Source organism: Profundibacter amoris (assembly GCF_003544895.1).
In the GTDB taxonomy this organism is placed as follows: Bacteria; Pseudomonadota; Alphaproteobacteria; order Rhodobacterales; family Rhodobacteraceae; genus Profundibacter; species Profundibacter amoris.
In genome coordinates this window covers 1734219-1760652 of record NZ_CP032125.1, presented here as the reverse complement: position 1 = coordinate 1760652, position 26434 = coordinate 1734219, and the positions used below count along the sequence as shown (strand labels likewise).

The following is a 26434-nucleotide window of genomic DNA, read 5'->3' as shown; positions in this document are numbered from 1 at the left end:
ATCATACGGCAGACCACCACTCTCCCTCTGGACCTCTTTGTGGTGCCCTCTTATCAATAAGGGAAACACAAAGGGGTCGGGATGGGATCGCGGATCAAAGTTGAGCAACTGGACGAGGATCAGGCCCGCGCCGAACTGGCGCGGCTGGCCGATGTCTTGAACCGTGCCAATCTGGCCTATCATACCCGGGACGCCCCCGATATATCGGATGCCGAATATGATGCCCTGAAACGGCGCAACGCGGCCATCGAGGCCCGCTTTCCCCACCTGAAACGCGCCGACAGCCCCAGTGATATTGTAGGGGCAGCACCGGCCGAAGGCTTTTCCAAAGTTAAACATGCGGTGCGGATGCTGTCACTTGGCAATGCCTTTACCGACGAGGATGTCTATGATTTCGACACTCGCATCCGCAAGTTTCTGGGCCTGGATGCAGATGCGGATCTGACCTATACTGCAGAGCCCAAGATTGACGGACTTTCGCTCTCCTTGCGCTATGAGCAAGGCAAGCTGGTGCAGGCCGCCACCCGTGGCGATGGCGAGGTCGGGGAAAATGTGACCCCGAATGCAATGACAGTTCAGGATATTCCCCATATTCTGATAAACGCCCCCGATATTCTGGAAGTGCGTGGCGAAGTTTACATGAGCCATGCCGATTTCCATACCCTGAACGAACGCCAACGGGCAAAGGGCGAAAAACCCTTTGCCAACCCGCGCAATGCTGCTGCCGGATCCCTTCGTCAGCTGGACGCGAGCATCACCAGATCCCGCCCGCTGAAATTCTTTGCCTATGCCTGGGGGGAACTGTCTGAACCGCTGGCCAAAACCCAGATGGGGGCAATTGAGTGGCTGGCAAGCCTTGGCTTTTCCACCAACCCGCTGACCCGGCTATGCAATGGTCCTGCGGAAATGATTGCCCATTACCGCGAAATCGAAAGCCGGCGCGCCACCCTTGGCTATGACATCGATGGCGTGGTTTACAAGGTGAACGACCTTGCCTTGCAACACCGGCTCGGTTTCCGCTCCACCACCCCCCGCTGGGCCATCGCCCATAAATTTCCTGCCGAAACGGCCTGGACCTGGCTGGAAAATATCGACATTCAGGTTGGTCGTACAGGCGCCCTGTCGCCGGTTGCCCGCCTGAAACCGGTGACGGTTGGCGGTGTGGTTGTGTCCAATGCCACCCTGCACAACGAGGATTACATCAAGGGGCTGGACTCCAAAGGCAACGTGATCCGCGACGGCAAAGACATCCGAATTGGCGACTGGGTGCAGGTCTATCGCGCCGGTGATGTGATCCCGAAAATTGCCGATGTCGATCTGACCAAACGCCCGGCTAATTCCAAACCCTACGAATTCCCGACCAAATGCCCCGAATGTGGTTCGGATGCGGTGCGCGAAAAAGGCGACGCGGTGCGCCGTTGCACCGGCGGAATCATTTGCCCCGCCCAAGCTGTAGAAAAACTGAAACATTTTGTTAGTCGCGGCGCGTTTGACATCGAAGGTCTGGGGGCAAAACAGATCGAAATGTTCTACCATGACGAACAATTGCCGATCCGCGAACCTGCCGATATCTTCACCCTTCAGGCCCGCGATGAAGCCAACCTGACCAAGCTGAAAAACCGCGAGGGCTGGGGCGAGAAATCGGCGCAAAACCTGTTCCGCGCGATTGAGGAAAAACGCAAAATTCCGTTGGATCGGCTGATCTTTTCGTTGGGTATCCGCCATGTGGGCGACAGCGCATCATCGCTGCTGGCCGATCACTACGGATCTTGGGAAAACTTCGAAGCGACCATCACCCGCGCCACCCTGAACGAGGGGCCGGAATGGGACGATCTGATCGGGATTGATGGGGTGGGCGATGTGATGGCCACATCGTTGATTACGGTCTTTCATCAGGAAAACGAGCGCGCTTCGATCGACCGGCTGATTGCCGAACTCGAGCCTCAGGATGCTGTGAAAACAGCGCCGGTCGACAGCCCCGTAGCCGGTAAAACCGTGGTCTTTACCGGCAGCCTTGAGAAAATGACCCGCGCCGAAGCCAAGGCCCGCGCCGAAGCTTTGGGGGCCAAGGTGTCCGGTTCGGTTTCAAAGAAAACCGATCTGGTGGTGGCCGGACCGGGTGCGGGCTCAAAGGCGAAAAAGGCCCAAAGTCTGGGTGTCGAAATGATCGACGAAGACGGCTGGCTGGCCCTGATCGGTGACTTGTGAGCGGGCGGCCGGAAATCCTGTTTCCGCTGTTCGCGGACTTGGAAACGCTTGAGGGTGTTGGCCCGAAAACCGCTGCGCATTTTGCCCAGCTGGGGGTGGAAAAACCGCGCGATCTGATTTTCACGCTGCCCCATAGTGGCATTGACCGCCAGCGCCGCGACAGTGTTCGCGATGTCACGGCACCTGCTGTGGTCACGGTCGAAGCCGTCGTGGGGCGGCATATCCCGCCTTCGGCGCGGGGGCGGCCTTATCGGGTTGAAATGACGGATGCAAAAACCACATTCCAACTGGTGTTTTTCCACGCGCACCCGGATTATCTGCAAAAAATCTTGCCGACTGGCCAGCGGCGCGTGGTGTCGGGCAAGGTGGAAATCTTTGACGGGATCGCGCAGATCGTGCACCCCGACCACGTGTTGCGGGTGGATGAAGCCGATGAAATTCTTGCATTCGAGCCGGTATATCCGCTGACCTCGGGCATTACCCAGCGATTGATGGCAAAGGCGGTCCATTCAGCGTTGACGCGGGTGCCTGAAGTTGCGGAATGGATCGATGCGGGGCAAAAGAAAAAGGTGAAATGGCCGGATTGGAGGGATGCTTTGGCGGCGGCCCATGCACCGCAAACCCGTGCCGATCTGGCAGCCGAGGCACCGGCGCGCGAGCGGCTGGCCTATGACGAACTGTTTGCCCATCAGTTAACGCTGGCGCTGGCGCGGGCGGTCGAGCGGCGGGGCAAGGGGCAGGTCTCGGTCGGGACGGGGGCCTTGCGGGGCAGGGTTCTGGCGTCTTTGCCCTATAAGCCAACAGGTGCGCAGGCCCGTGCGGTCAAGGAAATCGAGGCCGATATGGCCGGTCCCAAACGAATGAACCGCTTGTTGCAGGGCGATGTGGGCGCGGGCAAAACGCTGGTGGCGCTGATGGCTTTGCTGATCGCGGTTGAGGCGGGCGGGCAGGGGGTGATGATGGCCCCAACGGAAATTCTGGCGCGTCAGCATCTGGCGGGGTTGCAGCCCTTGGCCGAAGCCGCCGGTGTGGTGCTGGAAATTCTGACCGGTCGCGATAAGGGGGGCGAGCGTGCGGCGAAACTGGCGGCGCTGAAAACGGGCAAGATACAGATATTGGTCGGCACCCATGCGGTGTTCCAGAAGGACGTGGAATTCGCCGATTTACGGTTGGCGGTGGTGGATGAACAGCACCGGTTCGGGGTACGGCAGCGGCTGGAATTGTCGGCCAAGGGCGTGCATGCGGATGTGTTGGTGATGACGGCCACGCCGATCCCGCGCTCATTGTCGTTGGCGCAATATGGCGATATGGACGTGTCGGTGCTGGACGAAAAACCGCCCGGGCGCAAACCGATCCGCACGGCGATGGTATCAACCGGACGGGTGGACGAAGTGGTTGACCATATGCGCAAGGCGCTGGCGGAGGGGCGGCAGGCCTATTGGGTTTGCCCGCTGGTCGAGGAAAGCGAAGTCGTTGATATGGTCGCGGCCGAGGAACGGTTCAAAATGTTACGCGCAGCACTTGGCGAAGGGGTGGTCGGGCTGGTGCATGGGCAGATGCCGCCGGCGGACAAGGACGCGGCGATGAAACGGTTTGAAGCGGGCGAGACCAAGGTTCTGGTGGCCACAACCGTGATCGAGGTCGGGGTGGATGTGCCCAACGCAACGATTATGGTGATCGAGCGGGCTGAAAGTTTCGGGTTGGCGCAGTTGCACCAGTTGCGCGGGCGGGTCGGGCGCGGGAGCGAGCAATCGACATGTTTGCTGATGTATCAGCCGCCGCTGTCGGAAACGGCGGCGCGCAGGCTTGAGATTTTGCGCGAGACCGAGGACGGGTTTCGCATTGCCGAAGAAGATTTGGCCATGCGCGGGGCAGGGGATTTGATCGGCACCGCGCAATCTGGCTTGCCAAGGTTCCGGATTGCCGATCTGGAGCGGCAGGCGGGGTTGATGGCGGTGGCGCAAAGTGATGCGCGCAAATTGCTGGCCGAGGACCCAACCCTGGAAGGCGAACGCGGCAAGGCGGCGCGGGTGCTGTTATGGTTAATGGAACAGGATAAGGCAATTCGTTTGATTTCAGTTGGTTAGCCATAATTACACCATTTTGTTCACAAATGTTCTTAAAAAGTTCTTTACAAGTTAACGCAAATATAGGAACAAAGAGGCAACAGACAGAACATGAACATCAAAGGAGCCACACAATGCTCGCTGAAATCAAAACCGTCTACGCCCGATCCCACGCAACCCTTCTTCAGGATGCTGCGGGCGCCGCTGCCCTGATCATTATGCTGGGCGCAGCACTTTATATACCGGGACTGTTCTGAATCGAATTACTGACTTTGCCTGCCGTCTTTTGCCGGAAAATCCGCGTGCAATATGTCCCCACAGCTGCACGATGACACTTCTATCCCGGATATGAGAAGATTGCCTCTTTCTCGTCCAAGCGGAACCGGACCACATCAGACTTGGCCACTTGCCGCCGCCTTCTGTCCCCAGAAGTGCGGCGGTTTTTTCTATAATGTATAGGCCAGCCGCAACCCGCCCCACAACTGCCCGCCCACAAGGATCGGGGCCGAGACATCCTTCATGGTGACAAATTCGCCGCCGCCCATATCGCGGCGGTAAACCTGCAATAGGAAGGGTTGTTTGTTGTTGCCCGCTTTCAGGCCAACCTTGTCGTTAAAAATGCGCCGGTTTCTGCAATTGGCCATGTTCCAGACCGGATCATCCCCCATCGGTTGCGAAAACCGGTTGTTGTGGGTCGGGATATACCCATTGCGATCGATTGCAGCACAGAACACCACCGAGGGGTCGAAATCCAGCGCCGGTTCCTGAATCGGGGGCAAGATGCTGTCGGTCAGATCGGTAAATTCGGTCATGAACTGTTGCGGGTCACTGCCGTCGATCGGGGTATACGTCGGTTTGAACAGCGCCTCGCGGGCAATCGTCCGGTTTGCAATCGCCTCTTCAAATGCCATCGAAACCAGCGCGGCCCGCGCCTGCACTTCGTCGATAAAACGGGAATCCTGACTGGCGCCGCCCAGGGATACGCTGCATTGCACCAGACATTCGGCCTGATCGACCATGGTATCGGCGCGATCACGCACCTGATGGATGCCGGTGGCCGTGCCTTCCAGTGCGCTGCCCATCCGGTCAAAACTTTCACCAAATTCGGAAATCGCGCTTCCGACATTTCCGGCATTTTCCTTGATCTGTCTGGCTTCGGAATTGATCATCCGCACATGTTCGGCGATGCCGGAAAGGGATATGTCGGTGTCATCCGCTTCTGCCAGAACCCCTTCGGCATCTTCGGCGGCGACCCCTGCCTCGCCCCGCAAGGCATCGATCCAGTTGCCAAGGGTCAGAATACTGTCGGAAATTCCTTCGGCAGCGCCTGCGGTTTTGCGTGACAATTCGTTAATTGCCTCGGCCACAACGGCAAAGCCGCGCCCTGCTTCGCCGGCACGTGCCGCTTCGATCTTGGCATTGATGGCAAGGATATTCACCTGCGCCGCAATCGAGGCAATATCGTCATTGTTGGACCGCGCCGAGGCGATCGTATCCTCGATTTCCGTGATACGGGCGTCCAGCGAGCGCACCCATTTGGCCAGTTTTTGGGTGCGGTTCCCTGCGCTCTGGATGTTTTCAACCGATGAAATCACTGCCTCGAGCGTTTCGGTGGTGGTTTCATTGATCAGATCAATCGCCCTGCGCACGCTGGTGTTGCCCTGCACCATCCGGTCTGCATTGCTGCGCACATGGTCCAGTGACTGTAATTGCTGGCTGGTGCTGTTATCGATCTGGTCCAGCGCGCCGGCAATATCGACCAGTTCCAGACTAAGCCGGGACGCGATATGCGAAAGCTTGTCCATCTGGTCATTTGCAGGGCTGGAATCAGTAAAATCGGCCGCGGGAATCATAAACGTCTCCTGTGTATGAAACAGGGACGCTAAGGCCCAATCATTTCCGTGACGTTAAGCGCAGGCCGTTTTTTCGGCCGTTTCGATGGCCTCGACCGTCGCTTCCAGCGCCAATAGAATCGAGGCATGGCGGTTCTTGAATTCCCGTGCCGGTTCCAGCACCTTCAGCCCGTCAAAAGGGGCGTCGGGGGCAGGGCCGCCGTCGCGCAGCATGGCGGACAGTTGATCGCGCGCCTTGGTGATCTCGGATGCAGTGCGCCCGATGATCCGGCTTGCCACCACCGAGGCCGCCGCCTGACCCAATGCGCAGGCTTTTACATCCTGTCCGAACTGTGCGATTTTGCCATCTTCCAGCACGATATCGACCGTCACGGTGGACCCGCACAGCGGCGCGCGGCGTTTTACAGTGGCTTGGGGATTGTCCAGCCGGACCGTTTGGGGAATGTCGGCCGCCAGCGCCAGAATCTGGCCGGAATAGAGTTTTATCAGCTCGGCATTATCGCTCATTGGCTTTCCCTTTTGGCTGCTGGTATTCTAGATAGGCGTCTACAGCGGATATGCAAAGGATTCCATATGTCATTCGACCCTGCAACACTACGTTTTGATAACAATGGCCTGATCCCCGCGATTGCGCAGGAGGAAAGTACCGGCGAGGTGCTTATGATGGCATGGATGAATGCCGAAGCCGTTGCCCGCACGCTAAAGACCGGCAAGGTGACCTATTGGTCGCGCTCGCGACAGGCGTTCTGGGTCAAAGGGGAAACCTCGGGCCATGTGCAGCAACTGGTGGAATTGCGCGTGGATTGTGACCGCGACTGCCTGCTGGTGCTGGTGCGCCAGACGGGGCCGGCCTGTCATACCAACCGGCGCAGTTGTTTTTATACGGCGGTGCAGGACGGGGAAGAAGTTGAAGTGATGCAGCCGATGGAATAACGTCTTTCCCATAGTTTTACGAAAACCTATTTCAGGAGTGTAATTATGGGAAAATTATTAGGGGCTGTTGCGGCCTTGGCAGTATCCGGTGCACAGGCCCAGGGGTTTGATCCAAAACAGCCCTGCACGGATATTCTAAGGGATGCGGATGAAACCACTTTGGCGATGGTCGGGGCGTGGACCTTTGGCTATCTGGCGTCACAGCAAACGGATGCAAGACCGGTTGATCTGGCCAATGTCGGGGTGATTTTGGGCAACCTGAGCAAGGCTTGCAAACCGGGGAAATCCTTGCTGGATCTGGTGGGAGGCAGTTCGAAACAGGACGCTGGCCCAGCAGCCGGTAGCAAAGCCGAGGCGCGGGCGCTGTTGATGCGGTTTTTTGACCCAAGCGAGGATCTTGTGGCACTGACGGGCGCACTGTTGCCCAAGCCGGAAGATGTGCGGGCGGTTTACAGTGATCCGCTGGCCAGTAAAATGATCGAAACCTATGCTGCCGCTTTGAAACCGGGGATCAAATTCGGCCCCAAGCCCGAGCATGATGATTTGTATATGATCTATACCACCACCGCCAAGCTGGCGGCGGGCGATCCGGCGATGGATGAATTCCCCGGTGGCTATCGCAAAGTGGTGCAGTATTTCAAATCTGACGTGCCGATCGTGCGGTTCAAGTTTGTCAGAAAAGGCGAAACCAGCGGGTTGGCCTTTGACGGGCTGGTTTATGTGAATAATCACTGGGTGATCCTGCCAAAACCCTGGCGGTCGCTGGACTGACAGTCCGGGTATGTGCTGTCCCGGACTTGATCCGGGACCTGCGCCTGTAATCCCAGCCAACCGGGTGGCCCCGCATCAGGTGCGGGGCAGCGCCAGCATACGGCGGATGTCCGCAGGGCTTGCGCCATCCGCGCGGTATTTGGCGATGGCACGGGCGTCGTCGCGTTTTGCCAGCCGTTTGCCCGCCTCGTCACGGATCAGACGGTGGTGATGATAGGCGGGGGTGGGCAGGTCTAACAAGGCTTGCAACAGGACGTGGATTTTGGTGGCTTCGAACAGGTCTTCCCCACGGATTACATCGGTGATTTCCTGCGCCGCGTCATCCAGCACCACGGACAGATGATAAGAGGTCCCCATATCGCGGCGGGCCAGAACGATGTCGCCAATGCGATTGATCAGATCATCAGGGGTAATCCGGTGACTGCCTTTGTGCGCGGGGCCGGTTTCGCTGAACTCGAGCACCGGATTGCCCAGCAGGTCACAGGTTTTGGCCATATTCAGCCGAAAGGCGGCGTTGCTATCCGTGTGACCCGCATTCCGGCATGTGCCAGGATAAATCAGCCCGTCCGGCCCAAAGGCGGGTTCAACGCCTTCTTGTGGGGCGGAAACAGCGGCCTCGATATCGCGGCGGTTGCAGGTGCAGCGATAGAGCAGTCCCATGGCGTCCAGTTTTGCAAGGGCCTGCCGGTAGGACGGCATCCGGTCTGACTGGCGCATCACCGGTTCTGGCCAGTCAAGCCCCAGCCAGTGCAGATCGTCATAGATCTGTGCCTCCCACTGCGGGCGGGCGCGGCTTTGGTCTATGTCCTCGATCCGCAACAGGAATGCGCCGCCCGCCGCCTGCGCCATGTCAAAGGCCAGCAGGGCAGAATAGGCGTGGCCCAGATGCAGCGGGCCTGTGGGGGACGGGGCAAAACGGGTGCGCATGTTCGCCACGTTATAGCGTTTCCAGTTTATTTTGAAACAGGAGTATCGCTTTTTGCGTTCAAGCCAAAGGCTTGAGGCAGCGAAAAGCGATTCAGTATAAACTGGAAATGCTTTAGGCGGTGGGTTTTTGCGCGTCCAGCCATTCCTGCCACGCCGCTTTGGCGCGGTCGGTATAGGCTTTGTAACGGGTCTTGCGGTTCTTGCGTCCGTGTTTTGCATCTATCGGCTGAAACAGACCGAAGTTGACGTTCATCGGCTGGAAGGTCTTGGCCGCTGCGCCACCGGTGATGTGGTTCACCAAAGCCCCCATCGCGGTATCCAGCGGCGGGGTTTCCACGAGGCGGCCCAGTATTTCACCGGCGGCCATACGACCCGCCAGCAGGCCCATCGCGGCGGATTCAACATAGCCCTCAACGCCGGTGATTTGCCCCGCGAAACGGATGTTGGGGCGGGATTTCAGGCGCAGTTGATGATCCAGCAGGGTGGGCGAATTGATGAATGTGTTGCGGTGGATACCGCCCAGACGGGCAAAGCTGGCGTTTTCCAGACCGGGGATCATTCTGAACACTTCTGTCTGGGCGCCGTGTTTCATTTTTGTCTGAAAGCCGACGATATTATACAGCGTTCCCAAGGCGTTATCGCGGCGCAATTGCACCACGGCATAGGGTTTGTCATCGGGGCGGTGCGGGTTGGTCAGGCCAACCGGTTTCATCGGGCCAAAGCGCAGGGTCTCGCGCCCCCGCTCGGCCATCACCTCGATCGGCAGGCAGCCGTCAAAGTATCCGGCAGTCTCGCCCTCGTGGAATTCGGTTTTGTCGGCGGCCAACAGGGCATCGATAAAGGCCTCGTATTGCTGCTTGTCCATCGGGCAGTTCAGATAGGCTTTGCGCTCTTCATCGGTGTCGCCTTTATCGTAACGTGACTGCATCCAGCAGGTGTCCATGTTGATGCTTTCAGCATAGACGATGGGGGCGATGGCGTCGAAAAACGCCAGCGCATCGGCGCCGGTGTGGGCGGCGATGGATTGGCCCAGAGCGGATGAGGTCAGCGGGCCTGTGGCGATGATCCAGTTGCCGTCCATGGGCAATTCGGTGATCTCATTGCTATCAAGGGTGATCAGCGGATGGTCCAGCAGGCGTTTGGTGACGGTTTCGCTAAACGGGTCGCGGTCCACCGCAAGGGCCGATCCGGCGGGCAGGGCGTGTTGATCGGCGCTGCTGATGATGATGCCACCCGCTGTGCGCATTTCCCAGTGCAGCAGGCCGACGGCGTTGGATTCGTCATCGTCCGAGCGAAAGGAATTGGAACAAACCATTTCCCCCAGATTACCGGTGCGGTGGGCAAAGGTTTTCACCTTCGGGCGCATTTCATGGATCACCACAGGCACGCCCATATTTGCGGCTTGCCATGCGGCCTCGGCGCCGGCCATGCCGCCGCCAATGATGTGGAGTGTGTCGGTCATATCAATGCCTTTTGTGTCGGGCAGGAGCGGGGGCCAGCCCCCGCACCCCCGGGATATTTAGGGAACGATAATGAACGAAGAAGGCTATTCTTCGGCTTCTTCCGTGTCATCCTCGTCGCGTTCTGCGATCCATGCAACCGAGACCACAACTTCGCCTTTGGCTGTGTCAAACACCTTGACCCCGCCGGCAGAGCGCGAGCGAAACGAGATGCCGTTGACTGGGCAGCGGATGGATTGGCCTTTGGAGGTGGCTAACATGATCTGGTCTTCCATTTCCACCGCGAAGGAGGCGACAAGATCGCCGCCGCGCATGGCCTTGTCCATTGCCGCAACGCCCATGCCGCCGCGTCCGCGCACGGGGTAGTCGTGGCTGGACGAGAGTTTGCCCGAGCCGCCCGAGGTGATGGTCAGGATCAGGTTTTCAATGGCCTGCATTTCCTCGAACCGTTCCTGGGTGATGGCGCCTTCGCCTTCTTCTTCGGTTTCGACCTCGGTGTCATCAGCCCCCGCCAGCGCACGGCGCATTTTCAGGTAAGCGATGCGTTCTTCGGACGAGGCTTCGAAATGGCGGATGATCGACATCGAGACAACCTTTTCGCCGTCTTTCAGCCTGATCCCGCGCACGCCGGTGCTGTCGCGGCCCTTGAAGACCCGCACGGCGGTGGTGGGGAAACGGATGGCGCGGCCACCGGCGGTGAACAGCATCACATCATCGTCTTCGGTGCAGATGCGGGCGTTGACCAGTTCCACGCCCTCGGGCAGTTTCATGGCGATTTTGCCGTTGGCGCGCACGTTGGTGAAATCGGACAGCGCATTGCGGCGCACGTCACCGGCGTCGGTGGCAAAGAAAATCTGCAGATCGCCCCAGTCCTTTTCATCCGCATCCACCGGCATGATCGCGGCCACGGAAACACCTGCGGGGATCGGCAGGATGTTGACGATCGCCTTGCCTTTGGCGGTGCGCCCGCCCTGTGGCAAGCGCCATGTTTTCAACTTGTAAACCATGCCTTCGGTGGTGAAGAACAACAGCTGCGTATGGGTGTTGGCGACGAAAAGGTTGGTGATCACATCCTCTTCTTTGGTCTGCATACCGGCCAGCCCCTTGCCGCCGCGTTTTTGGGCGCGGAAATCGGCCAGCGGGGTGCGTTTGATATAGCCGCCGGATGTGACGGTAACGACCATGTCTTCCTTTTCGATCAGGTCTTCGTCTTCCATATCACCGGACCAGTCAACGATGGTGGTGCGGCGGTCCACGGCGAATTTTTCCTTCACCTCGCGCAACTCATCCGCGATGATCGCCATGATCCGGTCGCGCGAGCGCAGGATATCAAGGTATTCGCGGATGGCGGCGGCCAGCGTTTGCAACTCGTCGGTGACTTCCTTGACACCCATCGCCGTCAGCCGTTGCAGGCGCAGTTCCAGAATGGCGCGGGCCTGTGTTTCGGACAGGTTGTAGGTGCCATCGTCATTGGCCTTGTGGGTCGGATCGTCAATCAGCGCGATATATTCCAGAATATCGCCGGCCGGCCAGCGGCGCGTCATCAGTTTCTCGCGCGCCTCGGCAGGGTCGGCGGATGACCGGATGGTGGCAACGATTTCATCGACGTTGGACACCGCCACGGCCAGACCACACAGGATATGACTGCGCTCGCGGGCCTTGCGCAGTTCATAGGCGGTGCGGCGTGCGACCACTTCTTCGCGGAAGGTAATGAATAAGGTCAGGAAGCGGCGCAGGGTCAAGGTTTCGGGCCGTCCGCCGTTCAGCGCCAGCATGTTGCAACCGAAACTGGTTTGCATCGGGGTAAAGCGGAACAACTGGTTCAGCACCACTTCGGAGGTGGCATCGCGCTTCAGCTCGACCACCACACGCACGCCGTTGCGATCGGATTCATCCTGAACGTGGGACACACCTTCGATGCGTTTCTCGCGCACCTGTTCGGCGATCTTTTCGATCATCGACGCCTTGTTCACCTGATAGGGGATTTCGTCGATGACGATGGCGTAACGGTCCTTGCGGATTTCCTCGGTGCGGGTTTTGGCGCGTATGATGACGCTGCCGCGCCCTTCAAGATAGGCTTTGCGCGCGCCCGAGCGCCCCAGCATGATGCCGCCGGTCGGGAAATCGGGGCCGGGGACGTATTCAATCAGTTCTTCCGTGGTCAGATCGGGATTTTCGATCAGCGCCAAGGTGGCCTCGATCACCTCGCCCAGATTGTGCGGCGGGATGTTGGTGGCCATGCCAACCGCAATACCGCCGGCACCGTTGACCAGCATATTGGGGTAACGGGCGGGCAGGACGGTGGGTTCCTGATCCTTGCCGTCGTAATTGTCCTGAAAATCGACCGTGTCTTTTTCAATATCGGCGGTCAGAAAGGCCGAGGGTTTGTCCAGCCGGACCTCGGTATAACGCATCGCGGCGGCGTTATCGCCATCCATCGAGCCAAAGTTGCCCTGACCATCCAGAAGCGGCAGCGACATCGAGAAATCCTGCGCCATCCGCACCAGCGCGTCATAGATCGCGCTATCGCCGTGCGGGTGATATTTACCCATCACGTCACCCACCGCGCGGGCCGATTTGCGGTAGGGTTTATCGGCCGTATTGCCGCCCTCGTACATTGCATAAAGAATGCGCCGGTGCACCGGTTTCAACCCGTCGCGCAGGTCGGGAATCGCCCGCGAAACGATCACGCTCATCGCGTAGTCGAGGTAGGATGTTTTCATCTCGGAGGTGATCGAGATCGAAGGGCCGTCATACACATATGCCGGAGTCTGGTTTTCTTCTTCGTTTTCTGGTGTTTCCGGGGTGTCGTTCACGTTGATTTCCGCCTGTTCGCCTGAAGCTGTATTTTGTTGCTTTGACTATACAGGATGGCACATGTTGTGTGCAATGGGGGTGCGGATTTTTTCGCTATTTCCCGCCTTTTGCGCGCTGCAACATGCCGAACAGATCACGCGGATCGTCGGGGTCGGCGACCATATCCAGATCCTGATAGAAATTGCCATCCTGCAACTGGTCATGCACATAGCGCAGGGCGGAAAAATCCTCGATCGCAAAGCCGACACCGTCAAACAGGGTGATTTGGGCATCGGATGTGCGGCCCTTGGCAGTGCCGTTGATCACTTGCCAGATCTCGGTTACGGGGTAATCGGCCTCCAACTGCTGGATTTCGCCTTCTATGCGGGTTTGTTCGGGGAACTCGACAAAAATATCGCTGCGCAGCAGGATATCGCGGTGCAGTTCGGTTTTGCCGGGGCAATCACCGCCAATCGCATTGATATGCACACCCGCGCCGACCATGTTGTCGGTCAGGATGGTGGCGTATTGTTTGTCGGCGGTGCAGGTGGTGATGATCTGTGCGCCTTCAATCGCCGCTTCGGGGCTGGGGCAGGCGGTGATGTTCAGCCCGCTACCGGCCAGATTGGCCTTGCATTTGGCGGTGGCAGCGGGGTCGATATCGTATAGGCGCAGGTTTTCGATGCCGCAGACGGTTTTCATCGCCAACGCCTGAAATTCGCTTTGCGCGCCATTGCCGATCATCGCCAGTGTTTTCGCCCCCTTGGGCGCCAGATGTTTGGCCACCATCGCCGATGTTGCCGCCGTGCGCAGCGCTGTCAGGATGGTCATTTCCGACAGCATCACCGGATAACCGCTGGCCACATCCGCCAATAGACCAAAGGCTGTAACGGTTTGCAGCCCTTTCTTCATGTTTGCTGGGTGGCCGTTGACGTATTTGAACCCGTATACTTCGCCATCCGATGTGGGCATCAGTTCGATCACGCCTTCTGTGGAATGCGACGCCACGCGCGGGGTTTTGTCGAACAATTCCCAGCGGGCGAAATCATCCTGAATATAGCGGGCCAGATCGGCCAGCACCTGCTCAACGCCGATGTGATGCACCAGCTTCATCATGTTATCGACAGACACAAACGGCACATAGGCCAGTTTCGAGGGGGCGGGGATTGTCATATTCAGTAACTCCGTGTGGGGCGGTCAAAGACGCGGCGGCCAAGCAAGGATGCGGTCAGGTCCACCATCAGTTTTGCGGTCTGGCCGCGATCGTCCAGAAAGGGGTTCAGCTCGACCAGATCCAGCGATGTCACCAACCCGCTGTCGTGCAGCATCTCCATCACCAGATGGGCCTCGCGGAAAGTGGCGCCGCCCGGAACGGTGGTGCCGACGGCCGGCGCGATGGCGGGGTCAAGGAAATCAACGTCCAGGGATACATGCAGCAACCCGTTGGCGCGGGAAACATCGTCAAGGAATGCCTCGAGCGGGCGTTTGATGCCGCCTTCGTCAATGGCGCGCATGTCGACGCTGCGGATGTTGTTTTCCACCAGCGCCGCCTGTTCCGCCGGATCGACCGAGCGAAGGCCAATCAGGCAGATGTTGTTCATCGGCACAATGGCTGGCAGCGGCGGGAAGGCATCAAAACCGGGCAGGCCGGTGACATAGCCCAGCGGCGTGCCGTGCAGATTGCCGCTGGCGGTGGTTTTTGGCGTGTGAAAATCGCTGTGGGCGTCCAGCCACAGCACAAACAGCGGGCGATCGACCTGTGCGGCATGGGCGGCGACACCGGCCACCGATCCCAGCGAAAGCGCATGATCGCCGCCAAGGAATATCGGCAGGCTGTCGGTCATCGCGTTCTGCGCGGCCTGCATCAGGGTCTGGGTCCAGCCCACGGTTTCGGCCAAGGCGTGGATATTGTCATCCTCGGGAATGTCCACGCGGGCAGGGGCCAGATTGCCAATGTCGGTGATGCTGTGGCCAAGGCCGGTGATGGCCTGTTCCAGACCGGCGGTGCGCATGGCATCCGGTCCCATCAGGCAGCCGCGGCGGCGCTTGCCGCTGTCCACGGGCGCCCCGATCAGGGTGATATTTCGCATGTTGTAAAACCTGCTCTGTCGCTGTTCCCCTATGTGTAATTTGATAAATGGGCTGGTTCACAGGGGGCAAAATGGCTATATCGGATGGGGAATGATCAATTTGTATGCTATAGGTTCCGATATGGACAATACCGATCAAAAGCTGATTGCCGCCCTGCGCCGCGATTCCCGGGCGCCGCTGTCCAGTCTGGCGGTGGAACTGGGCCTGTCGCGCACCACCGTGCGCAGCCGGATCGAACGCCTGATTGAGCGGGGCGAAATTCTGGGGTTCACCTTGCGCCTGAAAAGCGACATCGCCCATGCCCCCGTGCGCGGCATGATGATGCTGGCGATCGAGGGGCGCGGGGCGGAGAAGATCATGCACCGCCTGCTGGGAATCGCGGCGGTGCAGGCGGTGCATTCGACCAATGGCAAATGGGATCTGATCGCCGAAATCGGCACGGACACGCTGGAAGAACTGGACAAAGTGTTGTTCGATATCCGCCGGATTGATGGGGTGATGCGCAGCGAAACCAATCTGTTGTTATCGACGCGCGAGGGGAAGGGTTGAAATAATCCGGATATGGAGTTATATATGCTTCATAACAGGAGTAACGCAAATGGCACTGACCCTTGTCGCCCCGCAACCCAAATACACGGACGCCCCGCTGATTGACCTGACCGATCGCGACATGCGCGAACGGCTGTCGGATGGCGCGGTGCGGGCGTTTTTCAACATCATGGACGCTTGGAAAATCAGTGACACGCAGGCGATGTCCTTGCTGGGGGGCATGTCGAACGGGGCGTTCTACACGCTGAAAAAGGGCGGTGGCAAACGGCTGGACGAGGACCGGATCAGGCGGATTTCCTATCTGGTAGGCATCTTTAAGGCGCTGAATATCCTTTATGATCAGGATCTTGCCGACAGGTGGATCACGCTGCCCAACAGCAACCGGATTTTCGCAGGCAAAGCGCCGCTTGATTACATGCTGCGCGGTGGCCTGCCCGCATTTCAAACCGTGCGCCGGCTGCTGGATGCGCGGCGGGGCGGGCGGTGAAACTGCCGCCGGTTACGACAATCCGCCAATTGGACACGCACCATCTGGTGCCCTCGAAATACAGCGAGGGCGGCGACAGCGTGCTGGCGCGGATTGCCGATGATGACGCGCATCTGGCCGATATTTTCGATCTGGACCACGCAACCAACGAGCGTTTGCAGGCGGAAAACAACCTGTTGCCCGGCATCGGCATTGACGAACTGGTGTTCGGGGTGCCGCATTACCGGATGGTGAACGCCGCCTTTTGCCATGCCGCCCCGACGGGTGCGCGGTTCAACGGACCGGATCGCGGGGCGTGGTATGCGGGGTTTGAAATCGAGGTCTCGCAAGCCGAGGTGGCGTTCCACAAGGCGCTGGAACTGGCCGAGGTGGACTGGTGGCAGCAAAGCGTGACCTATGACGATTATCTGGCCGATTTCGGCGGGGATTTTCTCGACATTCGCGGGCAGGGTGATTTTGCCGATTGTTTGAGCGCGGACAGCTATGTGGCCTCGCAAACGCTGGCGGAACATCTGCTGGCAGAAGGGGCGGCGGGGGTGCTGTACCCGTCGGTGCGCACAAAGGGCGATTGCATCGCTTGTTTCCGCCCTGCGATGGTCGGGAATGTGCGTAAAGGGCCGACATACCGGTTCACCTGGGACGGGGCGCCGGTGCCGGTGATCTCGCAGGAATAATGTTTGGCCAATGGAACCATTAAACCGGTTTAGTGGTTCTGTTTAGCCAACCGGACACAAGGGGATTATTGAGTGATAATAACGGCTTGAGTCTAGCTACGTTTCCAAGCCATCAGCCAGATTGCGGCCAGTCCAAAGGAAATAATCGCGTTCCATGTGGCCATCGACAGGGTGAACAATTCCCATGGCACTTCGTCACAACGGATCAGGGGGGCGGCCATGATCTGTTCCAGCAGATCGTCAGCCGACATGCCCGATGTGCCGGACGAGGTGCAGGATGTCGGGCCTTCCCACCAGCGGCGTTCAACCCCGGTGTGGTAGATACCGATCGCCCCCGTTGTGGCCGCGCCCAGCATCCCGACCAGTGGCCAGAACTTTCCACGCATCATCAGCGCCAGCAGGCCGGCTGCAACAGCCACCCCGTGCGGCCAGCGTTGCCAGATGCACAGTTTGCAAGGCGCCATGCCGCCGAGATATTGAAAGGCAAAGGCCCCGAGTAACAGGGCCAAAGAGCCGCCAGCGGCCAGGATAATCAGATTATTGCGTGTCATATGTATTTCACCAGATAAAAGCCGCCCAAAAGCAGAACGACGAATAGGGTGAACATAAGTCCTAACCGCCGTTCAATAAAGTCACGAATTGGTGCGCCGAATTTCCACAAAAGGGCCGCGACGATAAAGAACCGCAAACCCCGCGCGATGATGGACGAGACGATGAAAACCCCCAGGTTCAGCCCCGTCCAGCCCGACATGATGGTGATCACCTTGAACGGGAACGGTGTTACACCGGCGATCAGCACCGCCCAAGCGCCCCAGTCCTGAAAACGCTGGTTGAACTGTTCGGCCGCGTCCGTTTTGCCATAGAATTCCAGCATCGGTTTACCAACCACGTCAAACAGGCTGGCACCGATATAATAGCCCAGCAACGCGCCGGTCACCGAAGCCACCAGTGCCACAGCTGCAATCAGAAAGGCGCGGCTGGGGCGGGCAAGGATCATCGGGATCATGATAATATCGGGCGGAATCGGAAAGACTGAACTTTCCAAAAACGCCACGAACGCCAGCGCCCACAGCGCATAGGGGCTGTCAGCCAGCGCCAAAGTCCAGTTGTAAAGTCGCCTGATCATTATTCTTGTGCCCGTTTTTATTCCATCCACCATGACAGGGCCGCGAGGTCAAGTATATCTGCTATTGCGAGGCGTAAATCATCCGTTATTCTGGCAGGGAACTGTATGTGGAGAGTGTTATGAAGTGGCAGGGACGTCGGGGAAGCCGAAATATCGAGGATCGTCGCAGGATGTCGGTGGGCAAAACCGCCGGGGTTGGCGGGATCGGGGCGCTGGTCATTGTGTTGATCGGGGCGTTCATGGGGGTCGATGTCAGCAGCTTGTTGAACAACCCCACCATCTCGGGCGGGCAGATCCAGACAGGGGCGGGTGGCGAGTTGACCGAAGCCGACAAGCGGGCGGGGCAGTTTGTCTCTGTCACCCTTGCCGATACCGAAGAAATCTGGGACTCGATTTTTCGTGAACAGGTTGGCAAGCCTTACAAGCCGGTCACTCTGGTTTTGTTCAAGGGGGCGACACAGTCGGCCTGTGGCGGTGCCAATGGCGCTACTGGCCCGTTCTATTGCCCCGGCGACAAAAAGGTGTTTCTGGATACCGCGTTCTTTTCGACCCTTGCCCGCCAGATGGGCGCCAAGGGGGATTTTGCCGCGGCCTATGTGGTGGCACACGAGGTGGCACACCATGTGCAGGATGAATTGGGTATTCTAAGCAAGGCAAACCAAATTCGCAGACAGGTCAGCACCGAGAAAAGCAATGCGATTTCGGTTCGGATCGAACTTCAGGCCGATTGCTATTCCGGTATCTGGGCGCGGCACGCCAAGGAACGGTTCGGTTCAATCGAGCGGGGCGACATCGCCGAGGCGATGAATGCCGCCAAGCAGATTGGCGACGATACATTGCAACGCAATGCCGGCCGGCGGGTGATGCCACATACCTTTACCCATGGCACCTCGGAACAACGCCAACGTTGGTTCCGCACCGGATTTGAAAGTGGTGATCTGGCAACCTGTGATACCTTCGGGACGGATAATCTCTAGCAGAAGTAAAGAATTCCATTGCAAAACCGACTGCGTGGTCGATTATACTTGCCATGGCGCATTTGATCTGGATCATTGCAGTTGCAACGAATCAAAACTCCTGCGCCAATGTGCTAGGATGCGAATCGTGAACAGGGAGGATACCAATGAAATTCACACTTAAATCCGCAATGATCGGGGTTATGGCCCTTGGGATATCGGCCGGGGCTGCCATGTCGCAAGAAGTGACCTTGCGCTTTCAACACTTTATTTCGCCCAAAGGCTCGGTGCCGAAATTCTTTATGCAGCCATGGGCTGATAAAATTCTTGAGGAATCCGGCGGCCGCCTGAAAATCGAAATTTATCCGGCCATGCAACTGGGGGGCAAACCGCCCGCACTTTATGACCAGATCCGCGACGGGGTGATTGACGGTGGCTGGGCCATTCCGGCCTATACACCGGGCCGTTTCCCCGAAGCCGAGGCCTTTGAGCTGCCGTTCATGACCTCGATGTCGGCTGAATCGTCAAGCAAGGCCGCGTGGGACTATACCGCGAAATACATGGGCGAGCGGTTCAAGGATGTTCACCTGATTGCGGTGCATGTGCACGGCCCCGGCGTGATCCACAAAAAGGGCGAACCGATCAGCACGATTGCCGATTTCAACGGTTTGAAACTGCGCGGACCCTCGCGTCAGGCCAACAAACTGCTGGAAGCCGTGGGCGCAACCCCCGTCGGTATGCCGGTTCCGGCCTTCCCCGAGGCATTGTCCAAAGGCATCGTTGATGGCGGTGTGATCCCGTGGGAAATCGTTCCGCCGCTGAAGGTGCATGAACTGGCCGATAGCCACACGCAGATCGGCGGCGACCGTGCGCTGTACAACACCTATTTCATCTGGGCGATGAACAAGGATGCCTATGACGCGCTGCCTGATGATCTGAAGGCGATTATTGACAACAATTCGGGTATGGAAACATCCGGTTGGGCCGGCAAAGCCATGGATGATGGCGATGATCTGGGTGAAAAGGTTGTGCGGGAACGCGGCAACAAGATCGTCACACTGGACGATGGTGTTGTGGCCGAGTTGCGCGCCATTGGCGACAAGCTGGCAGCGGACTGGATTGCCGAAGTGACCTCCAAAGGTCTGGACGGGGCGGCAATGGTTGCCGATGCACAGGCGCTGGTTGCGAAATACTCGGAAGAGTAAAGCACGCAGTCGACAAACAGGAAGGCCGGACAGCAACAGGTCTGGCCTTCTTTCTTATCAGGGGAACAGAATGACCGTTTTGATCGCAGGGGCCGGTATTGCCGGTCTGACACTGGGGCTGAGCCTGCATCAGGTGGGCATCCCGTTTCATATCTACGAGGCGGTCGAGGATATCCGCCCGCTGGGTGTCGGCATCAACCTGCAATCGCTGGCCACGCGCGAATTGTTCGAACTGGGGCTTGAGGATGCGCTGGACAAGGTGGGCTTGCGCACCCGCGAGGTGGGCTATTTCACCGCCCAGGGTCAGGAAATCTGGCGCGAGCCGCGCGGCACTTATGCGGGCAACACATGGCCGCAATACTCGATCCATCGCGGTGGTTTGCAAATGGCATTGCTGGAGGCGCTGATGGAGCGGGCAGGGCCGGAGGTGCTGACCATGGGCGCGGCCGTAACGGGCTGGCGCGAAGTGGATGGCGGAGTCGAAGTGACCCTGACCAACCGCAAAACGGATATGGTGACCGGCACCGTTACGGGCGATGTGCTGATTGCGGCGGACGGGATCAATTCACTGCTGCGCGCGGGGTTCTACCCCGATGAAGGCCCCGCCGTCTGGGGCGGCACGATGATGTGGCGCGGGGTGACGCGCGGGCCGAAATTCCTGACCGGCCGCAGCATGGCGATGGTGGGTAACAAGGCCTGCAAATTTGTCTGCTACCCGATTGGTGATACCGAGGATGGCGGCAGCCTGATCAACTGGATCGCCGATCTGGAATTGCCCGCCGATTACGACTGGCTGTCGCAGGACTGGAACCGTGCGGGCAACCGCGCCGATTTCGCGCACAGGTTCGAGGGCTGGAAATTCGACTGGATCGACATCCCGAAAATCATCGCCGATGCCGACGGCATCTGGGAATTCCCGATGGTGGACCGCAACCCGTTGCCACAATGGAGTTTCGGCCCCGTTACCTTGTTGGGCGATGCGGCGCATGCGATGTATCCGATCGGATCGAACGGGGCATCGCAGGGCATCATCGACGCCCGCGTTCTGGCCCGCGAATTGCGCGATCACGGTGTGGGGCAGGGCGCCTTGCAATCCTATGACGACATCCGCCGCGAGGCGGTGAATGCGGTGGTGCTGGCCAATCGCGGCGACGGGCCGGACAGGATTCTGGACATCGTGGCCGACCGCGCGCCAAACGGGTTTGACGATATCGAAACCGTCATGCCGCTTGCCGAACGTCAGGCCTTTGCCGACCGCTATAAGGCTGTCACGGGTATGACGATCGAGGAATTGAACAAACGCCCCGCGATTATCGCGGTTTAGGGAACAGGAAACGGGAAAACGACAATGCTATTGGCAAAATCGGCCGAACTGCGGGTGGGCAGATGGCTGGAACGGATAACGCGTACTTTCGCCTATGCGGGCGGGGTTGTGCTGGCGGCCATCGCGCTGGTGACGGTGGCCTCGATCATCGGGCGGTTCTTTTTGTTTGCAGGGCTTGGCCCGATCAAGGGCGATTACGAGATCGTCGAAATGGGCAGCGCGATTGCGATATTCGCCTTTATGCCCTTTGCCCAATACAAACGCGCACATGTGGTGGTCGATATCTTTACCCTGCGCCTGTCGCAGCGGGTGCAATCCTTTCTGGGGTTCATGGGCGATGCGTTGATCGCTCTGGTCGCCGGCGTAATCCTGTGGCGGTTCTGGCTGGGTCTGGGGGAAAAGATACCCTATGGGTCCGAGGCGGTAAGAAACTTCTTTTCAATGGGTTACAAGCCGTTCTTTGCGGAAACTACATATGAATTGAGCGTGCCGATCTGGATCCCTTACAGCTTTGCCTTTATAGGCGCGGTGCTGTTCTTTGTGGTCAGCATGTTCACCGTCTGGCGCAGCCTGAACTGGACTTTAGAGGGGCGGGAGTATCAGCCATGACCGGACTTGAGATTGCCATCATCGCCTTTGTGCTGATGCTGCTGGCCATTTTCGTGCGCGTACCGATCGCGATTGCCATGGGCATGGCGGGATTTTTTGGGCAGTGGGTCTTTCTGGGTAAAGCCACGCCCACGCTGGGGCTGCTGAAAACACTGGCCTATGACACATTCTCCAGCTACTCGCTGTCGATCGTGCCGCTGTTTTTGCTGATGGGGCAGTTTGCCACCAAATCCGGCATGTCCTCGGCGCTGTTCGAGGCCGCCTCCGACTGGCTGGGTCACCGCAAGGGCGGCATTGCCATGGCGGCGGTTGGCGGTTGCGCAGGGTTTGGCGCGGTCTGTGGATCATCCCTGGCCACGGCCAGCACAATGGGGCAGGTGGCCTTGCCGGAAATGCGCAAACGCGGCTATTCCGATGCGCTGTCGACCGGCGTTCTGGCGGCGGGGGGCACTTTGGGTATCCTGATCCCGCCCTCGGTCATTTTGGTGATTTACGCAATGTTGGCGGAACAAAACATCGTCAAGCTGTTTATGGCGGCGATGGTGCCGGGAATTCTGGCGGCATTTGGCTATATGCTGACCGTGGCGATTTACGTTCGCGTGCGCCCGGATGCGGCCGGTACCGCCCCGCGTGTGCCCTACAAAAAGCGCTTCAGAACCCTTGTAAAGGTCTGGCCGGTGGTGGTGATTTTCGGCCTTGTGATCGGCGGGATCGCCGGTGACTGGAACTGGTCGCAACCCGGCATTCAGGCGCTGTTTTCCCCGACCGAAGGGGCGGCAGTGGGCGCTGTGGCTACGGGCCTTTACGGGGTGATGACGGGTGGGTTGAACTGGCGCGGGTTTCTGGATTCCGTGCTGGGGGCAGCCAACGCCAGCGCGATGATCTTTCTGATCATTCTGGGCGCGCAGGTGTTCAATTCCTTCCTTGCCACCACACAGGCGCCACAACAACTGGCCGAATGGATTTTGGCGCAGGGCTACGGCCCCTATCTGGTGCTGACAATTATGCTGCTGTTCTATCTGGTGTTTGGCTGCATCATGGACAGCCTGTCGATGATCCTGCTGACCATCCCGATTTTCATCCCGATCATCGAAGTGCTGGATTTCGGCATGAGCGCCGAAGACACTGCCATCTGGTTCGGCATCCTTGCCCTGATTGTGGTCGAGGTGGGCTTGATCACACCTCCGGTGGGGATGAACCTGTTCATTATCAATTCCATGGCCAAGGACATTCCGATGTCCAAAACCTATCAGGGGGTGTTCCCCTTTGTGCTGTCCGATCTGCTGCGGGTGGTGGTGCTGGTGATGTTCCCGGGGATCACATTGTGGCTGGTCGGGGTGATGTTCTGACGGGTTTGGCGCGGCGGTTCAAAGAATTGCCGCACAGGTGCATTTTCCTGTAGACGCGGGCGCTTGCTGGCGCTAGGAAACGGCCTTAGTGGCCCGAGTGGCGGAATGGTAGACGCAGGGGATTCAAAATCCCCCGATAGCAATATCGTGCGAGTTCAAGTCTCGCCTCGGGCACCACTATCCTGAAAACCTGTTCGTGGCGTAACCGTTATTGTCGCGATGCGCCTGATATTGTGCCGAAATTGCCAGCCTGCGACAGAGTGTTCCTGCGGTGATATAGGCTTGCAAAAGGGCGCTATAACGGGTTGTTAGGGGCTATGGTTTGTTTCGTGCGCCTTTTGAAAACCGGTATTCTGGCCCTTTTTGCGGGGCTGTTTTCGGGGGCGGTTCTGGCTGGCGAAGTAACGGTGGCCGTGGCGTCGAATTTCCTGCCGGCGATGCAGGAAATAGGGGCGCAGTTCCGGCAGGAAAGCGGCCATACTCTGCGTATTGTCAACGGATCCACGGGGACCCTGTTTGCCCAGATCAGCAAAGGCGCGCCTTATGACGTGTTCCTGTCGGCCGATACGGCGCGGGTCACAATGCTGGCCAAGGCAGGCAAGTTGCTGGAGGGGGAGGGCAAACCCTATGCCCTTGGCTCGCTGGTTCTTTATGCCCGCGACAAGGGGGTTCTGGCCGATGGTATTCAGGCCAGCCTGTTGCGTGACGATCTGCGCCATTTTGCAATGGCTGATCCTGAAACCGCACCTTACGGGCTGGCGGCAAGCCAAGTGTTGGAAACGCTGGAACTGGACGTTCTGGTCATGCAAAAGGCGGTGATTGGCGCCAATATCGGCCAGACCTTCGGCTTTGTGAAAACGGGAAACGCGGAACTCGGCTTTGTCGCCCTGTCTCAGGCGATGGCGGTTGGCGGCGAATGGCTGGACATTCCGCCCGATACCTATGCGCCGATCGTGCAGGGGGCGGGGCTGTTGATCCATGCCAAAGGCAATGATGCGGCGCGCGAATTTTACGACTACCTGTCCGGTGACGCCGCCCGCGCGGTGCTGGTGAAATCGGGCTACGGGGTGTCGGAATGAACATCTGGCCCGCTATCTGGCTGTCGGTGCAACTGGCCAGCCTGACCATGCTGATCCTGCTGCTGATCGCCACACCGCTGGCCTGGTGGCTGACCCGCACCCGCAATCCGTTACGCCCGCTGATCGAGGCGCTGGTGGCCCTGCCACTGGTGCTGCCGCCCACCGTGCTGGGGTTCTACCTGCTGGTGCTGATGAGTCCGGACATGGCGCTTGGGGCGCTGTGGCTGCGGTTGACTGGCGACACATTGGCGTTTTCCTTTGCCGGATTGCTGATTGCCTCGGTGATCTATTCGCTGCCTTTCGCGGTGCAACCGCTGCAAACGGCGTTCCAGTCCGTCGGCAAAGGGGTGCTCGAGGCCGCGACCACATTGGGTGCGGGACCTTGGGACGCGTTTCGAAGCGTGGTGATCCCGTTGTCGCGGCGCGGGTTCCTGACGGCGATGGTGCTGAGTTTCGCGCATACATTGGGGGAATTCGGCGTGGTGCTTATGGTGGGGGGCAACATCCCCGGCAAAACGCGGGTGATTTCGATCGAGGTGTTCAACGCGGTTGAGACGCTGGATTATGTCACCGCGCATCTGTTGTCCGCAGGATTGCTGGTGTTTTCCTTTCTGGTGCTGATCTTTGTCTATCTGATGAATGGCAAGGACCGCAGCAAACGGCGGGGGGCGGAATGAGCGACCGGTTGCATCTGGATATTACGCTGACGCTGGGGGATTACGCGCTGACTGCCAAGGGCGACATCCCGTTAACCGGGATCACCGCGCTGGAAGGGGCCAGCGGCAGCGGCAAAACCACCCTGCTGCGCAGCATCGCGGGGCTGGAGCCAAGTGCCAAGGGGATGATCCGCTTTGGTGATGTGGTCTGGCAGGGCGACGGGGTGTTCCTGCCGCCACAGGCGCGGCGGATCGGTTATGTGTTTCAGGACGCGCGGCTGTTCAAGCATCTGGATGTGGGCCAGAACCTTGCTTATGGCCACAAACGGGCAGGGGCCGCACCCGAAGTGCTGGAACGGGTGATTGCGGCGCTGGAGCTGTCGGATATGCTGACGCGGCGTGTCGGGGCACTGTCGGGCGGCGAAAAACAGCGCGTGGCGATCGGGCGGGCCTTGGCGATGGACCCGCAGCTGTTGTTGATGGACGAACCCATGACGGGTCTGGACCGGGCACGGCGCAACGAAATCCTGCCCTATATCGCGCGGGCGGTGCAGGCGTCGGGCTGTCCGGCGATCTATGTCAGCCACGAGCGACGCGAAACCTCGATGATGGCGGGGCAGATCATGCAGATTGTGGACGGGCAGCTGCAGCCGCCGGTCGCATGCGAGACATCCTTGCCTTATGAAGTACGGCAAACGGATCATGGCCCTGTTCTATATATTTCAAAGCAGGAAACCCGCCTGACGGTAACCGACAGGACGGATCAAAGCGGGGTGCTTCGTTTCAACGAGGCCGGTGTGATGCTGAGTGTCGGTAATCCGGGGGGTAGTACGGCGGCTGTGTGTCTGCCGGCTACGCTGATGGAAATCATTCCCGCCGCAGACAATACATGTCGTCTGGTCCTTCAGGGGGACGGGTGGCGCATCGTTGTGACGAAACAGAAAACCAAATGTGATTTGGTTGATCTGGCTGTTGGAATGCACCTATGGGTGAGCATAAACGAAATATGCATTATTTGACCTGTTACTGGCCTGTTGTGGGAGCTTACCTAACGGAACGATTCGCGGGATTTCTCATATAAACTGTTTCCAAGTATTACGAAGTCTGAAGGAATCGTATAAAATACACGCTAAAATGGAAACAATTCATGTTCGATTTGTGAATTTGGCTTACTCGCCTTACGATTGTTGTCTGCAATTGGATTGGTTCGTAGATGTATACAATCCGGGTCGGGGATTCATATTCAGAATACTAGATAACCTGTCTTAACGTATAGGCAATTGATAGGCCAATTTAATGATTTTCACAGTGCACT

The 26434-nt window shown here is 58.6% G+C and carries 25 protein-coding genes and 1 tRNA gene; 17 read left to right on the top strand and 9 right to left on the bottom strand.

Going from position 1 to position 26434, the window contains the following annotated elements; genetic code table 11:
• Positions 1 to 81 precede the first annotated feature (81 nt).
• The 3 genes from ligA to BAR1_RS18280 all read left to right on the top strand — a co-directional run bounded on the left by ligA (position 82) and on the right by BAR1_RS18280 (position 4531).
• On the top strand, positions 82 to 2208 hold the full coding sequence (ligA, locus tag BAR1_RS08760) for an NAD-dependent DNA ligase LigA (RefSeq protein WP_118942671.1): 2127 nt from the start codon (positions 82 to 84) through the stop codon (positions 2206 to 2208).
• Positions 2205 to 4295 (top strand): ATP-dependent DNA helicase RecG, encoded by a 2091-nt coding sequence (gene recG, locus BAR1_RS08755; protein ID WP_118942670.1) that lies wholly within the window; start codon positions 2205 to 2207, stop codon positions 4293 to 4295. The genes ligA and recG overlap by 4 nt, the downstream gene beginning before the upstream one ends.
• Positions 4296 to 4408: 113 nt before the next feature.
• Positions 4409 to 4531, top strand: coding sequence for a hypothetical protein (locus BAR1_RS18280; RefSeq protein WP_267128386.1), 123 nt, complete (start codon positions 4409 to 4411; stop codon positions 4529 to 4531).
• 189 nt (positions 4532 to 4720) lie between these two features.
• On the opposite strand, the gene BAR1_RS08750 is transcribed toward BAR1_RS18280, so the two are convergent.
• Both BAR1_RS08750 and BAR1_RS08745 read right to left on the bottom strand, forming a co-directional pair.
• Positions 4721 to 6127 (bottom strand): methyl-accepting chemotaxis protein, encoded by a 1407-nt coding sequence (locus tag BAR1_RS08750; RefSeq protein ID WP_118942669.1) that lies wholly within the window; start codon positions 6125 to 6127, stop codon positions 4721 to 4723.
• Between the two features lie 54 nt (positions 6128 to 6181).
• The gene (locus BAR1_RS08745; protein ID WP_118942668.1) at positions 6182 to 6634 is read right to left on the bottom strand and encodes an iron-sulfur cluster assembly scaffold protein; all 453 of its coding nucleotides are present in this window, start codon (positions 6632 to 6634) and stop codon (positions 6182 to 6184) included.
• Positions 6635 to 6700: 66 nt separating this feature from the next.
• On the opposite strand from BAR1_RS08745, the gene hisI reads away from it, so the two are divergent.
• Positions 6701 to 7060 carry a phosphoribosyl-AMP cyclohydrolase gene (gene hisI, locus BAR1_RS08740; RefSeq protein ID WP_194295029.1) on the top strand — a complete coding sequence of 120 codons (360 nt, stop codon included), beginning with the start codon at positions 6701 to 6703 and terminating at the stop codon, positions 7058 to 7060.
• Positions 7061 to 7105: 45 nt separating this feature from the next.
• A complete protein-coding gene (locus BAR1_RS08735) occupies positions 7106 to 7831 on the top strand; it encodes a hypothetical protein (protein ID WP_118942667.1) in 726 nt (241 codons plus the stop codon).
• Positions 7832 to 7906: 75 nt separating this feature from the next.
• Here BAR1_RS08735 and gluQRS read toward each other — a convergent pair whose 3' ends face one another.
• From gluQRS to rocF, 5 genes are all read right to left on the bottom strand, one after another.
• Complete coding sequence (gene gluQRS, locus BAR1_RS08730) at positions 7907 to 8758, bottom strand: tRNA glutamyl-Q(34) synthetase GluQRS (protein WP_118942666.1); 852 nt, start codon at positions 8756 to 8758, stop codon at positions 7907 to 7909.
• 112 nt (positions 8759 to 8870) lie between these two features.
• On the bottom strand, positions 8871 to 10220 hold the full coding sequence (gene trmFO, locus BAR1_RS08725; RefSeq protein ID WP_118942665.1) for a methylenetetrahydrofolate--tRNA-(uracil(54)-C(5))-methyltransferase (FADH(2)-oxidizing) TrmFO: 1350 nt from the start codon (positions 10218 to 10220) through the stop codon (positions 8871 to 8873).
• An 84-nt stretch (positions 10221 to 10304) separates the two neighbouring features.
• Positions 10305 to 13034 carry a DNA gyrase subunit A gene (gene gyrA, locus BAR1_RS08720; protein ID WP_118942664.1) on the bottom strand — a complete coding sequence of 910 codons (2730 nt, stop codon included), beginning with the start codon at positions 13032 to 13034 and terminating at the stop codon, positions 10305 to 10307.
• A 94-nt stretch (positions 13035 to 13128) separates the two neighbouring features.
• On the bottom strand, positions 13129 to 14187 hold the full coding sequence (locus tag BAR1_RS08715) for an ornithine cyclodeaminase (protein ID WP_118942663.1): 1059 nt from the start codon (positions 14185 to 14187) through the stop codon (positions 13129 to 13131).
• Between the two features lie 2 nt (positions 14188 to 14189).
• Positions 14190 to 15104 (bottom strand): arginase, encoded by a 915-nt coding sequence (gene rocF / locus BAR1_RS08710; RefSeq protein WP_118942662.1) that lies wholly within the window; start codon positions 15102 to 15104, stop codon positions 14190 to 14192.
• A 121-nt stretch (positions 15105 to 15225) separates the two neighbouring features.
• Here rocF and BAR1_RS08705 point away from each other — a divergent pair, with 121 nt between their 5' ends.
• The 3 genes from BAR1_RS08705 to BAR1_RS08695 are packed head-to-tail and all read left to right on the top strand — an operon-like array spanning position 15226 to position 16815.
• Entirely contained in the window at positions 15226 to 15654 is a 429-nt protein-coding gene (locus BAR1_RS08705; RefSeq protein ID WP_118944404.1) for an Lrp/AsnC family transcriptional regulator, read from the top strand.
• 49 nt (positions 15655 to 15703) lie between these two features.
• Complete coding sequence (locus BAR1_RS08700; RefSeq protein WP_118942661.1) at positions 15704 to 16141, top strand: MbcA/ParS/Xre antitoxin family protein; 438 nt, start codon at positions 15704 to 15706, stop codon at positions 16139 to 16141.
• A complete protein-coding gene (locus BAR1_RS08695; protein WP_118942660.1) occupies positions 16138 to 16815 on the top strand; it encodes an RES family NAD+ phosphorylase in 678 nt (225 codons plus the stop codon). Before BAR1_RS08700 ends, BAR1_RS08695 begins: the two co-directional genes overlap by 4 nt.
• Positions 16816 to 16907: 92 nt before the next feature.
• On the opposite strand, the gene BAR1_RS08690 is transcribed toward BAR1_RS08695, so the two are convergent.
• Positions 16908 to 17366, bottom strand: a complete 459-nt coding sequence (locus tag BAR1_RS08690; RefSeq protein WP_118942659.1) for a disulfide bond formation protein B — start codon at positions 17364 to 17366, stop codon at positions 16908 to 16910.
• Positions 17363 to 17941 (bottom strand): YqaA family protein, encoded by a 579-nt coding sequence (locus BAR1_RS08685; RefSeq protein ID WP_118942658.1) that lies wholly within the window; start codon positions 17939 to 17941, stop codon positions 17363 to 17365. The genes BAR1_RS08690 and BAR1_RS08685 overlap by 4 nt, the downstream gene beginning before the upstream one ends.
• 119 nt (positions 17942 to 18060) lie before the next feature.
• On the opposite strand from BAR1_RS08685, the gene ypfJ reads away from it, so the two are divergent.
• The 9 genes from ypfJ to BAR1_RS08640 all read left to right on the top strand — a co-directional run bounded on the left by ypfJ (position 18061) and on the right by BAR1_RS08640 (position 26138).
• Positions 18061 to 18918 (top strand): KPN_02809 family neutral zinc metallopeptidase, encoded by an 858-nt coding sequence (gene ypfJ / locus BAR1_RS08680; RefSeq protein ID WP_118942657.1) that lies wholly within the window; start codon positions 18061 to 18063, stop codon positions 18916 to 18918.
• 146 nt (positions 18919 to 19064) lie between these two features.
• A complete protein-coding gene (locus tag BAR1_RS08675) occupies positions 19065 to 20102 on the top strand; it encodes a TRAP transporter substrate-binding protein (RefSeq protein WP_118942656.1) in 1038 nt (345 codons plus the stop codon).
• Positions 20103 to 20172: 70 nt separating this feature from the next.
• Complete coding sequence (locus tag BAR1_RS08670) at positions 20173 to 21426, top strand: flavin-dependent oxidoreductase (protein ID WP_118942655.1); 1254 nt, start codon at positions 20173 to 20175, stop codon at positions 21424 to 21426.
• A 24-nt stretch (positions 21427 to 21450) separates the two neighbouring features.
• Positions 21451 to 22035: a TRAP transporter small permease gene (locus BAR1_RS08665; RefSeq protein ID WP_118942654.1), complete on the top strand. Its 585-nt coding sequence runs from the start codon at positions 21451 to 21453 to the stop codon at positions 22033 to 22035.
• Entirely contained in the window at positions 22032 to 23384 is a 1353-nt protein-coding gene (locus BAR1_RS08660; RefSeq protein ID WP_118942653.1) for a TRAP transporter large permease, read from the top strand. Before BAR1_RS08665 ends, BAR1_RS08660 begins: the two co-directional genes overlap by 4 nt.
• Before the next feature lie 91 nt (positions 23385 to 23475).
• A tRNA-Leu gene (locus BAR1_RS08655) sits at positions 23476 to 23561 on the top strand.
• Between the two features lie 152 nt (positions 23562 to 23713).
• Positions 23714 to 24463: a molybdate ABC transporter substrate-binding protein gene (modA, locus tag BAR1_RS08650; RefSeq protein WP_162891719.1), complete on the top strand. Its 750-nt coding sequence runs from the start codon at positions 23714 to 23716 to the stop codon at positions 24461 to 24463.
• On the top strand, positions 24460 to 25140 hold the full coding sequence (modB, locus tag BAR1_RS08645; RefSeq protein WP_118942651.1) for a molybdate ABC transporter permease subunit: 681 nt from the start codon (positions 24460 to 24462) through the stop codon (positions 25138 to 25140). The genes modA and modB overlap by 4 nt, the downstream gene beginning before the upstream one ends.
• Positions 25137 to 26138, top strand: a complete 1002-nt coding sequence (locus BAR1_RS08640; RefSeq protein ID WP_118942650.1) for an ATP-binding cassette domain-containing protein — start codon at positions 25137 to 25139, stop codon at positions 26136 to 26138. Before modB ends, BAR1_RS08640 begins: the two co-directional genes overlap by 4 nt.
• The last annotated feature ends 296 nt before the right edge of the window (positions 26139 to 26434 follow it).

Excerpts from the sequence above, each read along its gene's own strand:
- BAR1_RS08690 (WP_118942659.1), bottom strand. The coding sequence starts at position 17,366 with ATGACACGCAATAATCTGATTATCCTGGCCGCTGGCGGCTCTTTGGCC.
- modB (WP_118942651.1), top strand. The coding sequence starts at position 24,460 with ATGAACATCTGGCCCGCTATCTGGCTGTCGGTGCAACTGGCCAGCCTG.
- rocF (WP_118942662.1), bottom strand. The coding sequence starts at position 15,104 with ATGCGAAATATCACCCTGATCGGGGCGCCCGTGGACAGCGGCAAGCGC.
- BAR1_RS08715 (WP_118942663.1), bottom strand. The coding sequence starts at position 14,187 with ATGACAATCCCCGCCCCCTCGAAACTGGCCTATGTGCCGTTTGTGTCT.
- BAR1_RS08700 (WP_118942661.1), top strand. The coding sequence starts at position 15,704 with ATGGCACTGACCCTTGTCGCCCCGCAACCCAAATACACGGACGCCCCG.
- BAR1_RS18280 (WP_267128386.1), top strand. The coding sequence starts at position 4,409 with ATGCTCGCTGAAATCAAAACCGTCTACGCCCGATCCCACGCAACCCTT.
- ypfJ (WP_118942657.1), top strand. The coding sequence starts at position 18,061 with ATGAAGTGGCAGGGACGTCGGGGAAGCCGAAATATCGAGGATCGTCGC.
- trmFO (WP_118942665.1), bottom strand. The coding sequence starts at position 10,220 with ATGACCGACACACTCCACATCATTGGCGGCGGCATGGCCGGCGCCGAG.
- BAR1_RS08665 (WP_118942654.1), top strand. The coding sequence starts at position 21,451 with ATGCTATTGGCAAAATCGGCCGAACTGCGGGTGGGCAGATGGCTGGAA.
- BAR1_RS08670 (WP_118942655.1), top strand. The coding sequence starts at position 20,173 with ATGACCGTTTTGATCGCAGGGGCCGGTATTGCCGGTCTGACACTGGGG.
- BAR1_RS08750 (WP_118942669.1), bottom strand. The coding sequence starts at position 6,127 with ATGATTCCCGCGGCCGATTTTACTGATTCCAGCCCTGCAAATGACCAG.
- BAR1_RS08705 (WP_118944404.1), top strand. The coding sequence starts at position 15,226 with ATGGACAATACCGATCAAAAGCTGATTGCCGCCCTGCGCCGCGATTCC.
- BAR1_RS08675 (WP_118942656.1), top strand. The coding sequence starts at position 19,065 with ATGAAATTCACACTTAAATCCGCAATGATCGGGGTTATGGCCCTTGGG.
- ligA (WP_118942671.1), top strand. The coding sequence starts at position 82 with ATGGGATCGCGGATCAAAGTTGAGCAACTGGACGAGGATCAGGCCCGC.
- BAR1_RS08685 (WP_118942658.1), bottom strand. The coding sequence starts at position 17,941 with ATGATCAGGCGACTTTACAACTGGACTTTGGCGCTGGCTGACAGCCCC.
- hisI (WP_194295029.1), top strand. The coding sequence starts at position 6,701 with ATGTCATTCGACCCTGCAACACTACGTTTTGATAACAATGGCCTGATC.
- gluQRS (WP_118942666.1), bottom strand. The coding sequence starts at position 8,758 with ATGCGCACCCGTTTTGCCCCGTCCCCCACAGGCCCGCTGCATCTGGGC.
- BAR1_RS08735 (WP_118942667.1), top strand. The coding sequence starts at position 7,106 with ATGGGAAAATTATTAGGGGCTGTTGCGGCCTTGGCAGTATCCGGTGCA.
- BAR1_RS08745 (WP_118942668.1), bottom strand. The coding sequence starts at position 6,634 with ATGAGCGATAATGCCGAGCTGATAAAACTCTATTCCGGCCAGATTCTG.
- BAR1_RS08640 (WP_118942650.1), top strand. The coding sequence starts at position 25,137 with ATGAGCGACCGGTTGCATCTGGATATTACGCTGACGCTGGGGGATTAC.
- BAR1_RS08660 (WP_118942653.1), top strand. The coding sequence starts at position 22,032 with ATGACCGGACTTGAGATTGCCATCATCGCCTTTGTGCTGATGCTGCTG.